The sequence below is a fragment of the Cronobacter sp. HA18003 genome (assembly GCF_011605905.1).
Classification (GTDB): Bacteria; Pseudomonadota; Gammaproteobacteria; order Enterobacterales; family Enterobacteriaceae; genus Cronobacter; species Cronobacter sakazakii.
In genome coordinates this window covers 1,434,812-1,447,494 of record NZ_JAANQO010000011.1, presented here as the reverse complement: position 1 = coordinate 1,447,494, position 12,683 = coordinate 1,434,812, and the positions used below count along the sequence as shown (strand labels likewise).

Sequence of the window (12,683 nt, the reverse complement as noted above, 5' to 3'; positions counted from 1 at the left end):
GGCAGAGTGCAAACCGGCAGCTAAAAAATCTTTAAAAATAAGAGTTTATCTATGAATGGGGTGTTTGTAGCATCAGATCACATTTTTTAAGCGCTGAAATTTTTCAATCATAAGAACGTCTTATCAATCGTTCCGTCAGTTTTACGGGCGAAACGCCAGATTGATGTTGCTAAATGTTTCCGAAAAGTGGCGAGGTCGGGCACCCTGGCTAAGCTTTTAATCACGCGGCAACGATAACGGCTCCGGCCAGTGCCGTGAGGTGAAAGAATCCTCTTTTACTGAATGCAGTATGATGTCTAATGATTCACACAATCTGGAGGTCAGAAATGGCAAACCATCGTGGTGGTTCAGGTAATTTCGCAGAAGATCGTGACAGAGCATCAGAAGCAGGTCGTAAAGGTGGCCAGCACAGCGGCGGGAACTTTAAAAATGACCCGCAACGCGCCTCCGAAGCCGGGAAAAAAGGGGGTAAAAACAGTCATGGCGGCGGCCGTAGCTAGCGCCACGCATGACCGTTATTAACCATCCCATGTACGTCAAAGGTTAATAGCACCCCTGACCGCCGGGCATTCCCGGCGGTTTTTTTATGCCTGCGGGGGCGGCTCCTGTGGCGCAAGTACCGGCTCCGGCGTCTGAGCCTGTTTGCGGCTTAACAGCGCATTGAGCGCAATCGCTCCAAAGGTCGCGGTGCCGATGCCGCCAAGCGTAAAGCCGCCTACCGTGAGCGCAAAATCACCCGCGCCCAGCACCAGCGTTACCGCCACCATAATCAGATTGCCGTTCTGGCTCAGATCCACATGGTTCTGCACCCAGATACGCGCGCCCGCAACCGCAATCAGCCCGAACACCACAATCGACGCGCCGCCGATGACCGGCGCTGGAATGGTGTGGATCAGCGCGCCAAATTTCGGCGAGAAGCCGAGCAGCAGCGCGATGACCGCCGCCGCCACAAAGACCAGCGTCGAGTAGACTTTCGTCACCGCCATCACGCCGATATTCTCCGCATAGGTGGTCACGCCGCTGCCGCCCACCGCGCCGGAAAGCATCGTCGCCAGCCCGTCGCCGACAAACGCGCGCCCCATATACGGGTCCATATTGCGCCCCGTCATGCCCGCGACCGCTTTCAGATGCCCGAGGTTTTCCGCCACCAGAATCACGGCGACCGGCGCAATCAGCATGATGGCCTGCACGTTAAACGTGGGCGCGGCGAAGTGGGGCAGCCCGAACCACGCGGCCTGCGCCACCGGCGTAAAATCCACCGGCTTGCCGAAGCCCAGTACATTGGTGAACAGCGCATACAGCGCCCAGGCGGCGATAAGCCCCATCAGAATCAGCAGCCGCTGCACCATGCCGCGCGTAAACACCGCCACGAGGCCAATACAGAGCACGGTCATTACCGCCATCCAGCCGTCAAAGCCGCTGGCGGAGACGCTTTTAACCGCAATCGGCGCGAGATTAAGCCCAATCGCCATCACGACGGCCCCGGTGACGACCGGCGGCATCAGCCGTTCTATCCAGCGCGTGCCCGATTTCATCACCACCACGCCGATAAGCGTATACAACAAACCGCAGGCGATAATCCCGCCCAGCGCCACGCTCATATTCGGATTCAGCCCCTGGCCGTTAAAGCCGGTCGCGGCGATCACCACCCCCACGAAAGCGGCGCTGGAGCCGAGATAGCTCGGCACCCGTCCGCCGGTAATCACAAAAAACAGCAGCGTGCCGATGCCGGACATCAGAATCGACAAATTCGGGTCGAGCCCCATTAAAAGCGGCATCAGTACCGTCGCGCCAAACATCGCCACCGCGTGCTGCACGCCCATGACCAGCGTCTGGCCGGCGGAGAGCGTTTCGTCCGGGGCGACCACGCCGCCCGCTGGGCCGGCAGGTTTACGCCAGTGAGGAAACCAGGAATTGGCCATAGGTATCTCCTGTGGAGCTAAGAGGCGAGCCCGCAGACGGGGCGCGAAAGGGCGTGATAACGCCGGTCAAACCAGACCAGCCCGTGCGTATCGTCATTACGTGAGATTTCCAGCACCCGGCACAGCAGCACGTCGTGAGTGGAGACCGGCACCACCTGTTCCACCCGGCAGTCAAAGGAGACCACCGCGCCGTCGAGTTGCGGAGAGCCGGTGACGCCGCGACGCCAGCGAGCGGCGGCGAAGCGCTCTTCCATCGGCGTTTTACCGCCGAAGAGCCCAGAGAGCGCCTCGTGCCCGGCGGCGAGCGTGTTGACGCACAACTGCCCGTTGGCCTGAAACACCGGCCAGACGGAGGCGTTGCGGTTCAGACACACCAGCAGCGTCGGTGGGCTGTCCGTCACGCTGCACACCGCCGAGGCGGTAAAGCCCGCCATGCCCGCCGGGCCGTCGGTAGTCACAATATTCACCGCCGCGCCGAGGCGGGACATTGCATCGCGAAAAGCCTGTTGTTCACTCATAACCCCTCCTTAAACGATCGCGCAGGCGTCTTCAAAGGCGAGACGCGGCAGGCGCGGATGCAGTTTTTCGCTATCGCCATAGCCGATATTGATAAGCAGGTTGCTCTTCCACGGGGTGCCGCTGAAGAATTCGGCGTCCACCGCCGCGCGGTCAAAGCCGGACATCGGGCCGGTATCGAGGCCCAGCGCCCGGCAGGCCATAATCAGATAACCGGCCTGGAGCGAGCTATTGCGAAACGCGGTCTCCTCAGCCACCGCCGGGCTGGAGGTGAACCAGGCGCGGGCGTCGGCATAGGGAAACAGCGTCGGCAGCGCCTCGTAAAATTCACTGTCCCAGGCGACGATGGCGGTCACCGGTGCCTGCATGGTTTTCTCAACGTTGCCGCTGGAGAGCGCGGGTTTCAGGCGGGCTTTGGCCTGCGGCGTGGTGACAAACAGCAGCCGTCCCGGCGAGCAGTTGGCGGAGGTCGGGCCGAGGCGCACCATTTCATAGAGATCGCGCAACTGCGCGTCGCTGACGGGTGTCTCACGCCAGGCGCTGTGGGTGCGGGCGTCGATAAATAACGTGGCGAGCGCGCTGGCGCTCAGAGCTTCGCTCATACGGTCTCCTTGTGGGGCGCGGGCGCAAGTGATGCCAGCCCGGCATAAAGCAGAGAATGAAACGGCTGGGGCGCGGTGACGTTGCAGGCGTGGCCGCCGAAGTCCATCACGTCAAGACGGCTGTGGGGCAACGCCTCGTGCAGCGCCTGCGAACAGGTCCACGGCACCAGCATGTCATCGCGTGCGCAGATAATCTGAACCGGCGTGATAACGCGCGCGGCGCGCTCGCGATAATCGGCGTTTTTCAGCGCCCACAGCCTGCGCAGCAGGTTTTCGGTGCCCTGAAAATGGGCGTTATGCAGCGCTTCTTCGGCTTCGAGGCGCGGCTGATTCTCCTGCGCCCACGACGGCGGGTAGAGAAACAGCGGTTGCGCGGCGATATACGCTGCAGGGCCGCTGTCGAGCAGCAGCCGCTCGCGGGCTTCAAAGCAGCGGCGCGTCCAGGCGCTGAGTGACAGCCAGCCGTTAACGATAACCAGCGCGCTCACCGCCTCCGGAAACGCCAGCGCCAGTTCAAGACCCACCAGCCCGCCAAGCGCGTGGCCAAGCACCGCATAGCGATGCACGCCGTGGATTAACAGCGCGCGGTGCAGCTCCTGCGCCATATCGGCGAGCGTATAGCCCTCCGGCAGCGTATCGGCGTTATCGCCGGTGCCGCGCTGGTCATACACCACCACCTGATAATCGCGACTCAGCGCGCTCTGCTGCGCCAGCCAGTAACCGCCAAGCCCGCCGAGGCCCGCTATCATCACCATCACCGGCGCGCCGGGAAAGGGCGCTTCGCTTACACGCAGTTTCATCATGCGCCTCCCGGCTGTCCGATATGGGCGACCGTCGCTATCTCCACCAGCGCCTCCGGTTTCACCAGCCCGCACTGAATACAAAAGCGCGCCGGTTTATCACCGGGGAAAAACTCCGCGTATATCTCGTTAATCGCGGCGTAGTTTTTCCAGTCGGTAATAAAGATCGAGTTGAACGTCACGTCCTCCATCGTCCCGCCCGCCGTTTCGATAACGCGCCGAATCGTCTCCAGCACATGGCGGGTTTGCGCCTTTGGGTCGCCGGGATACACCACATTGTTGGCGCTATCAAAAGGCAGCGTGCCGGAGACATAGACCACGCCGTCTGCGAGCGTGCCGGGCACAAAGGGCGCGATGGGCGTGCTGGTGCCGGGCGGAATAATGACCTGTTTTGGCATAACGACTCCTTACGCGATGCGGGCGAGGGCTTCTGGTGAGAGCGCGTCGCAGAAGCTCTGCACGTCGCTCACCCAGCCGAAAAAGGTTTCGATATTAAACAGCGCCGCCTGCTGGGCGAACGGCGGCCCGGCCTGGTGCGTGGCGTCTTCCAGCACCACGCCGAAATATTCCAGGAAAAAACCGTCGCGCAGCGTCGATTCCACGCAGACATTAGTGGCGATGCCGGTAAAGACCAGATGGCGGATATTGCGCGCGCGCAGCATGCTATCGAGCGGCGTGTTGAAAAAGCCGCTGTAGCGCGGTTTCGGCAGCACGATATCGCCGGGAAGCGGCGTCAGTTCATCCACCAGCTGATAGTCCCAGCCGCCTTTCGCCAGCAGCTTGCCGTGCAGCTCCGGACAGCGGCGCATGGTTTTCAGCGCGTTCGATTTGTGGAAGTTTGGCGAGCCGGGGCCGCCCGCTTCGAGATAGTCGCTGTCCCAGCCGTTCTGGAACCAGACGATAGTCATGCCCGCCTCGCGTGCGGCCGCCACAGCGGTTTTGATGTTCTCTATCACCGGCGCGGTGGACGAGACGTCAAACCCCGCCAGATCCAGATAGCCGCCCTGGCTTGCGTAGGCGTTTTGCATATCCACCACAATCAGCGCGCTCTGTTCCGGCGCGAAGGTAAGCGCCTCGGGGCGCGCCGTCAGCGTTATCGTATTCATCAGGCCACCTCCTGCGTCACGCGCAGATGATCGCGACAGCGCATCAACGGCTGAATATGTTCGCCAAAGGCGTCGATACCGGTCAGGAAGTCGTCGAACGTCAGCAGCACGCCTTCGGTGCCCGGCACGGCGGCGACTTCATCCAGCATCCGTGCGACGCTCGCGTAAGAGCCGACCAGCGTACCCATATTAATGTTGACCGCCGAGGTCGGGTCCGCCATCTGACGCACGTTGGTATCCGCGCCGGAGCGGGTATCTTTCTGGCTCTGCTCGGTGAGCCACGACAGCGCCTCTTCATCGGCACCGGCTTTGTAGTGCTCCCATTTGGCGCGTGCCGCTTCGTCGGTCTCATCGGCGATCACCATAAAGAGCACGTAAGAGCCCACGTCGCGCCCGGCTTTTTCGGCCGCCGCTTTCATGCGCGCGGCGGTCGGGGCGAACGCGGCGGGCGTGTTGACGCCCTTGCCAAAGCAGAAGTTGTAGTCGGCGTGCTGTGCGGAAAACGCCATACCCGCGTCGCTCTGGCCGGCGCAGATCACTTTCATCGGCTGCTGCGGGCGCGGGCTGACGCGGCAGTCGTTCATCGTGAAGTAGTCGCCTTTGAAATCGCTCCGTCCAGTGTCCCAGAGGTCGCGCAGCACATGGACATACTCAGTGAGGTAGTCGTAGCGGCGTGAGAAGTAGTCATCGCCCGGCCACAGGCCCATCTGTTCATACTCCGGCTTCTGCCAGCCGGTCACCAGATTCACGCCAAACCGTCCGCCGGAGATGGAGTCGATAGTTGACGCCATGCGCGCCACAATCGCGGGCGGCAGGGTGAGCGTGGCGGCGGTGGCGTAAATCTGTATACGCGAGGTCACAGCGGCGAGGCCCGCCATTAAGGTGAACGACTCCAGATTGTGATCCCAGAATTCGGTCTTTCCGCCGAAGCCGCGCAGCTTAATCATTGAGAGCGCGAAGTCGAACTGCTGCTGCTCGGCTTTCTGCACAATAGCTTTATTCAGCTCGAACGTCGGCATGTATTGCGGGGCATGGGTGGAGATCAGCCAGCCGTTATTTCCGATAGGCACAAAGACACCAATTTTCATCACGAACCTCTCTTTTGCAGGTGAAAGAACTGTCGCGTGGCGTTGCATCCTGCACGTCCTGTGCCGCGCTCAGAGAGGGTTTTGCAAAGCGAATGCCAGTTTTAAAAATGTCTTTGTTATCATTGTGTTGATGAAGTGTGGCATTTTTGCGATTAAAAAAACGGACTGAATGGTCAAAAACGTTGCACAGAAAACAGGCAGCGTTGCGCAATCAAAGTGCAGCGAGGTCGAGCCTGCAGCGCGCTTTTGCTATGCTTGAGCAAAACAAAAAGGAGAGGGCGCATGGCACAAGGCGCGCAAAAAGAGACCGGCAAGCGGTCAAAGGCGGTAGCGGCGAAGAAACAGGCGATACTGGACGCTGGCCTGACGCTGTTTTCCCAGTTCGGCCTGCATGGCACGACGCTTGAACAGGTCGCGGAGCGCTCCGGCGTGTCCAAAACCAATCTGCTCTACTATTTTCCGTCCAAAGAGGCGCTGTATGTCGCCGTGCTAAAGCACATTCTGGATATCTGGCTGGCACCGCTGCGGGCCTTTCGCGCGGATCTGCAACCGCTCGCAGCCATCAGCGAATACATTCGTTTAAAGCTTGAGGTGTCGCGCGATTTTCCCGAGGCCTCGCGGCTGTTCTGTCTGGAGATGCTGCAGGGCGCGCCGCTCCTGATGGCTGAATTGCAGGGAGATTTAAAAGCGCTGGTGGAAACCAAATCGGCCATCATTACCGGCTGGGTGGCAAGCGGCAAGCTCGCGCCCGTCGATCCACACCATTTGATTTTTATGATCTGGGCCACCACCCAGCACTACGCTGATTTCGCCACCCAGGTAGAAGCCGTTACCGGCGCGACGCTCGCCGACGAGGCGTTTTTTAACCGCACCGTCGAGAATGTCCAGCGGATGATTATTGAAGGTATTAGGGTACGGTAATAAAACGGGAGTCGGTTTCCGGCATAGGTTTTACAGAAAACGACTCTGCAGAATTAGTCCTGACGAGGCGTAATATAAGGCGGAAAAAGATCTGGTTTTAACAGGGAGTTATACAGATGGGTAATGTCAGTTTTCCGCTTATTCTGTTTTGCACGCAGCGCAAGTTTAATGATAAATCGGCACCGGATATGAAGTCAGGAGATTTGACGGCTGAGCAGTTACAGCAGCGTTTTAATTTATCTCATGTTTCAGACCGCGTTGATCCTTATCAGCTCAGAAAGATGACCGCTTTTTCTAATCCGCAATCCCGTTTCGCTGGTATTTATGGCGCAGGACGGGGTGACCTTCTGACCGTCGATCAGTGCGCCGCGCTGTTATTTGATGAATTACGAAACACCTCCTGGCCGTTTTCCATGTATGGGGATTGCCGGGAAATCATCAATCGCATGTTTTCTCATATGCAGCATGAAAAAGGAGCGGATTTTCAGGATTTGAAACTTAACGCGGCGCTACGTGAGCGCATCCTGAAAGATACCACACATAACAGCACGTTACTGGCTATCAGGAGAATCATTAGCAGTGGCGTTGATTATATAAATAAAGGTTTTCCGCAGGCGCTGACAGGGCAGTTTGCTTATACGCTTGGCAAGCTTGTTTTACCAAAATTCAATGATTTATCCGACAGATTTAACGGGCTTGGCATCACCGTTCATGATATCCATGCCACGCAAATCACGCTGACGCAGCTACGGGTTGAGGAGGATGGCTGGTCTGCAACGGTGAAGTATCAGTGCCAGGACCATTTTGGACTTGATGAAACGGATATCAGAAACCCTAAATTCAACCAGTTTCTCTTCTTCAGAATTTGGTTCGTTCTTCAGCATTACCACCGCTTTGGTTTTAAACCTTTTATGACCAATATGGAGGCCACCTTTAATCTGAGCAGGGGGCTGTCATGATAAAAAAGAGCATTTTGCTGCTTATTATTATCCTGGTGGCGGTCGTTATGATCAGGTTTATGACTGACCACTCTGTAAACATTATCGCGGTGTATCAAAATCCTTATACAGCGGCGGTGATTGTGGAAAATCTGCCCTGGCGCGATCGCGATAAAATAACCTGGTGGCGCAATAATGAAAAACGGCTAATTCAGCGCTATTCCCTTAAAACTGATAATCCACGCGGCGCGTTAGATTACTTCGTCTATGCCTTCGGTGAGGGTTATCAGCCGGAAGGTAAAACCGATCGGTTGTGCTTTGAAGAAATACAAAGTCCGGCCCGCTGTATCGATAAAAATCTGCTGATGGTCGTCACGCAAAACCGTGCGGGCGAACAGATGTTCTTAATTGATAAATATCGATATCAGGTGATGCGTGATGGTGAGCTACAAAAGCAGCCGCTTATTGAACCCGGAGATATACGTTAATACGTTCTCTTGCCAAAGAAAAAGGCGCCCTTGGGCGCCTTTCGTGTTTATTAACCGTCAGCCGATGGTCATCAGGCTGGCGTTACCGCCTGCGGCGGCGGTGTTGACGCTAAGCGAACGCTCCAGCCACAGACGCTCCAGCAGCAGGTTGGTTTCCCCGCGTGCGAAGCCCTGTACCGAAACAATCGCGCCGTCGCGCGCGGCCACTTTCTCGCACAGCGCGCGCAGCTGGTCGGAATCACCGTGGTAAATCACCGCATCGAAGCGCTGGCTGAACAGCACGTCCGGTTTGGCGAAGTCGATAATCGCGTTCACGGCGGCCGGAAGCTGTTTGGCCAGCGTGCGTTGCAGCGGCTCGTCAACCCACAGTACGCGGCTGCCCGCGCTGGTGGCGGCGGCGAGCTGTACCAGCAGGTCCTGCTCGTTATCCGCAAGGCACAGCACGCGCTCGCGCGGCAGCAGGGTGTAGGTGTTGCGCTCGCCGGTCGGGCCTGGCAGGGTGCGCTGCACGCCGCTTTGCGACAGCGCGAGGTAGTGCTCGCACAGCGCTTTGAGTTCCGGGCGGCCTGCGGCCCATTCGGTGAGCGCCTGGTGCGGACGCGTAATCAGTGCTTTAACCTGCGCATCCTGGGCGTAGCGGGCGTCGTGACGCTCAAGCGTCGTCTGCACCGCCGTTTCCGGACGGCTCGCCAGCAGGCGGTAGAGGTAGAGCGGCCCGCCCGCTTTCGGGCCAGTGCCGGAAAGCCCTTCACCACCAAACGGCTGCACGCCGACTACGGCGCCGACCATATTGCGGTTCACATACAGGTTGCCGACGTGCGCGCTGCCAGTCACCTGCGCGATGGTTTCATCGATACGCGTGTGTACGCCAAGCGTCAGGCCGTAACCCGCTTTATTGATCTGCTCAATCAGCCCCGCCAGGTTGTTGCGGTTGTAGCGCACCACGTGCAGCACCGGGCCGAAGACCTCTTTTTTCATTTCATCAAAGCTTTCCAGCTCAATCAGCGTCGGCATGACAAACGTGCCGGTCTGCCATTCACGCGCATCAGCGCTGTTGTCGCGCGCGGCCTGGAAGACTTTGCGGCCTTTAGCGCGCATCGCCTGGATATGGCGCTCGATACCGGCTTTGGCGTCGGCGTCGATAACCGGTCCGATGTCGGTCGTCAGGCGGCCAGGGTTGCCCATCCGGCATTCGGCCATCGCGCCTTTCAGCATGGTCAGGGTGTGATCGGCGATCTCTTCCTGAAGACAGAGCACGCGCAGCGCCGAGCAGCGCTGGCCGGCGCTGTCGAAAGCTGAGGCCACGACATCCACGACCACCTGTTCCGTGAGCGCGGAGGAGTCGACAATCATGGCGTTCAGCCCGCCGGTTTCCGCGATAAGCGGCGTCGGACGGCCCTGCGGGTCAAGACGGTCGGCGATGTTGCGCTGCAACAGCGTCGCCACTTCCGTTGAACCGGTGAACATCACACCGCGCACGCGCGGATCGCCCGTCAGCTGCGCGCCGACAGTTTCGCCACGCCCTGGCAGCAGCTGCACCACGCCCTGCGGCACACCTGCTTCCAGCAGGATCTGAATGCCCTGAGCGGCGATAAGCGGCGTCTGCTCCGCCGGTTTCGCCAGCACGCTGTTGCCTGCGGCAAGCGCGGCGGCCACCTGGCCGGTGAAAATAGCCAACGGGAAGTTCCACGGGCTGATACAGACCACCGGGCCGAGCGGGCGATGGGTTTCGTTATCGAAATCATCACGCACCTGGCCTGCGTAATAGCGCAGGAAGTCGACCGCCTCGCGCACTTCGGCGATAGCGTTAGCGAAGGTTTTACCCGCTTCGCGCACCAGAATGCCAATCAGCGTCTGGGTCTGGTCTTCCATCAGCACGGCGGCGCGCTCAAGAATGGCGGCGCGCTCCTGCGGCGGCGTGGCGAACCAGATAGGCGCGTTGTTCACCGCGCTTTCCAGCGCCTGCGCCACTTCCGCTTCGGTGGCTTCACGGGCGTAACCGACGATATCACGCGGCTCTGCGGGGTTGATCACCGGTGCCAGTTCGCCATCGTCCACGGCGTTTTCCAGCATCGGCAGCGCGCGCCATTTTTGCAGCGCGCTGTTGAGCAGTGACGAGGAGAGCGACGCCAGGCGGTGTTCGTTCGCCAGATCAAGCCCGGCGGAGTTGACGCGCCCTTCGCCATAGAGATCCTGCGGTAACGGGATTTTCGGGTGCGGCAGACCGACGCGGCCTTCCTGCGCCGCCAGCTGTTCGACCGCGCTGACCGGGTCGGCCACCAGATCGTCAAGCGAAAGCGTGTTATCGGCGATGCGGTTCACAAACGAGGTGTTGGCGCCGTTTTCCAGCAGACGACGCACCAGATAGGCCAGCAGTGTCTCATGGGTGCCGACCGGCGCGTAAATACGGCACGGACGGTTGAGTTTGCCGTCGCTGATTTTACCGACCACCTGCTCATAGAGCGGCTCGCCCATGCCATGCAGGCACTGGAATTCATACTGGCCGGGGTAGTAGTTCTGGCCCGCCAGATTGTAGATAGCCGCCAGCGTATGGGCGTTGTGGGTGGCGAACTGCGGGTAGATAAGGTTTGGCACCGCCAGCAGTTTCTTCGCGCAGGCGAGGTAGGAAATATCGGTGTAAACCTTGCGGGTGTAAACCGGGTAGCCCTCAAGGCCTTCCATCTGGGCGCGCTTGATTTCGCTGTCCCAGTAAGCGCCTTTCACCAGACGGATCATCAGACGACGACGGCTGCGGGTGGCGAGATCGATCAGATAATCGATAACGAACGGGCAGCGCTTCTGGTACGCCTGAATCACAAACCCGATGCCGTTCCAGCCCGCCAGCTCCGGCTCAAAGCAGAGTTTTTCCAGCAGATCGAGGGAGATTTCCAGGCGGTCGGCCTCTTCGGCGTCGATATTAATGCCGATGTCATACTGGCGCGCCAGCAGCGTCAGGGATTTCAGGCGCGGGTAGAGCTCTTCCATCACGCGGTCGTACTGCGCGCGGCTGTAGCGCGGGTGTAGGGCGGAGAGCTTAATTGAAATGCCCGGCCCTTCATAAATGCCGCGCCCGTTGGAGGCTTTGCCGATGGCGTGAATAGCCTGCTGGTAGGAGACCATATAAGCCTGCGCGTCGGCGGCGGTGAGCGCCGCTTCGCCCAGCATATCGTAGGAGTAACGGAAGCCTTTCTCTTCAAGCTTGCGCGCGTTGGCCAGCGCCTCGGCGATGGTTTCGCCGGTGACAAACTGCTCGCCCATAAGCCGCATCGCCATGTCCACGCCTTTACGGATAAGCGGCTCGCCGCTCTTGCCAATAATACGGTTGAGCGAGCGCGACAGGCTGGCTTCGTTGTGCGTCGAGACCAGACGGCCCGTAAACAGCAGGCCCCAGGTGGCGGCGTTGACAAACAGCGACGGGCTGCGGCCAATGTGCGACTGCCAGTTGCCGTTGCTGATTTTGTCGCGGATCAGCGCATCACGCGTGGCTTTATCCGGGATACGCAGCAGCGCTTCGGCAAGGCACATCAGTGCCACGCCTTCCTGCGAGGAGAGCGAAAACTCCTGCAACAGGCTCTGCACCATACCGGCGCGGCCGGAGGCGGTTTTCTGATTGCGCAGCTTCTCGGCGAGGCTCCAGGCAAGCTGGTGGGTTTTCTCGGCGACCGGCTGCGGCAGACGGGCCTGCTCCAGCAGCATCGGCACCGCGTCGGTTTCCGCGCGACGCCAGGCGGCGGTGATGGCCGCACGGCTGACGGACTGCGGCTGGATCTGTTCAGCAAATTCAAGGAACGGCTGGTGAGTGTCTTCCACTGGCGCTGGTACTTCATCGCTTTCGTTCGCCGCGCCCGCCAGCAGCGCAGGCAGCTCCGGCAGGCCGTCGCTGTTCTCCAGCTGTTCCAGATAATTAAAGATGGCCTGTTTAATCAGCCAGTGCGGCGTGCGGTCGATTTTCGTCGCGGCGGATTTAATGCGCTCGCGGGTGGCGTCGTCCAGCTTGACCCCCATCGTGGTGGTGCCCATGCCCTTACTCCTGTGTCTCGGTCTGTATAAAAAAGGCGAATGATCGGCAATATCTATCATGTTGCAACTTTGTGCAACCTTGTTAAATGTGACCTCGCCAGCAAGCTTAAAAATGAATGAAATGTTAAATATGAAATTGCTATGACGCACCGAAGAAAGGGCGGTTATAAGCTCAGAATCCGGGCCTGGTTAACATTTTTAACAGGTGCAACCGACAAAAGCGTGAGCGAGTGCAACCTCTCAAAAAATGTACAGGTTTCACAGATGCAAAACATGTAAATG

At 59.2% G+C, this 12,683-nt stretch carries 12 protein-coding genes; 4 read left to right on the top strand and 8 right to left on the bottom strand.

Going from position 1 to position 12,683, the window contains the following annotated elements; genetic code table 11:
• The first annotated feature begins 326 nt into the window (after positions 1-326).
• Positions 327-500: a general stress protein gene (locus G6041_RS08025; protein WP_007866642.1), complete on the top strand. Its 174-nt coding sequence runs from the start codon at positions 327-329 to the stop codon at positions 498-500.
• Positions 501-584: 84 nt separating this feature from the next.
• On the opposite strand, the gene rutG is transcribed toward G6041_RS08025, so the two are convergent.
• From rutG to rutA, 7 genes are read right to left on the bottom strand one after another with little or no spacing between them, the layout of a single operon-like run.
• A complete protein-coding gene (rutG, locus tag G6041_RS08020; RefSeq protein WP_012125168.1) occupies positions 585-1,922 on the bottom strand; it encodes a pyrimidine utilization transport protein G in 1,338 nt (445 codons plus the stop codon).
• 17 nt (positions 1,923-1,939) lie between these two features.
• Positions 1,940-2,440, bottom strand: a complete 501-nt coding sequence (gene rutF / locus G6041_RS08015) for an NADH-dependent FMN reductase RutF (protein ID WP_012125167.1) — start codon at positions 2,438-2,440, stop codon at positions 1,940-1,942.
• A 9-nt stretch (positions 2,441-2,449) separates the two neighbouring features.
• Entirely contained in the window at positions 2,450-3,040 is a 591-nt protein-coding gene (locus tag G6041_RS08010; RefSeq protein WP_012125166.1) for a malonic semialdehyde reductase, read from the bottom strand.
• Entirely contained in the window at positions 3,037-3,840 is an 804-nt protein-coding gene (rutD, locus tag G6041_RS08005; RefSeq protein WP_041460722.1) for a pyrimidine utilization protein D, read from the bottom strand. The genes G6041_RS08010 and rutD overlap by 4 nt, the downstream gene beginning before the upstream one ends.
• The gene (gene rutC, locus G6041_RS08000; protein WP_004385399.1) at positions 3,840-4,238 is read right to left on the bottom strand and encodes a pyrimidine utilization protein C; all 399 of its coding nucleotides are present in this window, start codon (positions 4,236-4,238) and stop codon (positions 3,840-3,842) included. Before rutC ends, rutD begins: the two co-directional genes overlap by 1 nt.
• A gap of 9 nt (positions 4,239-4,247) precedes the next feature.
• Positions 4,248-4,946: a pyrimidine utilization protein B gene (gene rutB, locus G6041_RS07995; RefSeq protein WP_012125164.1), complete on the bottom strand. Its 699-nt coding sequence runs from the start codon at positions 4,944-4,946 to the stop codon at positions 4,248-4,250.
• Positions 4,946-6,034 (bottom strand): pyrimidine utilization protein A, encoded by a 1,089-nt coding sequence (gene rutA / locus G6041_RS07990; RefSeq protein ID WP_004385397.1) that lies wholly within the window; start codon positions 6,032-6,034, stop codon positions 4,946-4,948. Before rutA ends, rutB begins: the two co-directional genes overlap by 1 nt.
• 282 nt (positions 6,035-6,316) lie before the next feature.
• Here rutA and rutR point away from each other — a divergent pair, with 282 nt between their 5' ends.
• The 3 genes from rutR (at position 6,317) to G6041_RS07975 (ending at position 8,381) form a co-directional block, all read left to right on the top strand.
• A complete protein-coding gene (rutR, locus tag G6041_RS07985; RefSeq protein WP_004385396.1) occupies positions 6,317-6,955 on the top strand; it encodes an HTH-type transcriptional regulator RutR in 639 nt (212 codons plus the stop codon).
• A 116-nt stretch (positions 6,956-7,071) separates the two neighbouring features.
• Entirely contained in the window at positions 7,072-7,914 is an 843-nt protein-coding gene (locus G6041_RS07980) for a DUF3289 family protein (RefSeq protein ID WP_012125161.1), read from the top strand.
• On the top strand, positions 7,911-8,381 hold the full coding sequence (locus G6041_RS07975) for a DUF943 family protein (RefSeq protein WP_007866662.1): 471 nt from the start codon (positions 7,911-7,913) through the stop codon (positions 8,379-8,381). The genes G6041_RS07980 and G6041_RS07975 overlap by 4 nt, the downstream gene beginning before the upstream one ends.
• 57 nt (positions 8,382-8,438) lie before the next feature.
• Here the strand turns inward: G6041_RS07975 and putA are convergent, their stop codons facing one another.
• Positions 8,439-12,401 carry a trifunctional transcriptional regulator/proline dehydrogenase/L-glutamate gamma-semialdehyde dehydrogenase gene (gene putA / locus G6041_RS07970; protein WP_012125160.1) on the bottom strand — a complete coding sequence of 1,321 codons (3,963 nt, stop codon included), beginning with the start codon at positions 12,399-12,401 and terminating at the stop codon, positions 8,439-8,441.
• Positions 12,402-12,683: the final 282 nt, after the last annotated feature.

What these genes read in the sequence shown, in the direction of transcription:
- G6041_RS08010 (WP_012125166.1), bottom strand. Translation starts at nt 3,040, where the DNA reads ATGAGCGAAGCTCTGAGCGCCAGCGCGCTCGCCACGTTATTTATCGAC.
- rutD (WP_041460722.1), bottom strand. Translation starts at nt 3,840, where the DNA reads ATGAAACTGCGTGTAAGCGAAGCGCCCTTTCCCGGCGCGCCGGTGATG.
- rutC (WP_004385399.1), bottom strand. Translation starts at nt 4,238, where the DNA reads ATGCCAAAACAGGTCATTATTCCGCCCGGCACCAGCACGCCCATCGCG.
- G6041_RS08025 (WP_007866642.1), top strand. Translation starts at nt 327, where the DNA reads ATGGCAAACCATCGTGGTGGTTCAGGTAATTTCGCAGAAGATCGTGAC.
- putA (WP_012125160.1), bottom strand. Translation starts at nt 12,401, where the DNA reads ATGGGCACCACCACGATGGGGGTCAAGCTGGACGACGCCACCCGCGAG.
- rutB (WP_012125164.1), bottom strand. Translation starts at nt 4,946, where the DNA reads ATGAATACGATAACGCTGACGGCGCGCCCCGAGGCGCTTACCTTCGCG.
- rutR (WP_004385396.1), top strand. Translation starts at nt 6,317, where the DNA reads ATGGCACAAGGCGCGCAAAAAGAGACCGGCAAGCGGTCAAAGGCGGTA.
- G6041_RS07975 (WP_007866662.1), top strand. Translation starts at nt 7,911, where the DNA reads ATGATAAAAAAGAGCATTTTGCTGCTTATTATTATCCTGGTGGCGGTC.
- rutA (WP_004385397.1), bottom strand. Translation starts at nt 6,034, where the DNA reads ATGAAAATTGGTGTCTTTGTGCCTATCGGAAATAACGGCTGGCTGATC.
- G6041_RS07980 (WP_012125161.1), top strand. Translation starts at nt 7,072, where the DNA reads ATGGGTAATGTCAGTTTTCCGCTTATTCTGTTTTGCACGCAGCGCAAG.
- rutG (WP_012125168.1), bottom strand. Translation starts at nt 1,922, where the DNA reads ATGGCCAATTCCTGGTTTCCTCACTGGCGTAAACCTGCCGGCCCAGCG.
- rutF (WP_012125167.1), bottom strand. Translation starts at nt 2,440, where the DNA reads ATGAGTGAACAACAGGCTTTTCGCGATGCAATGTCCCGCCTCGGCGCG.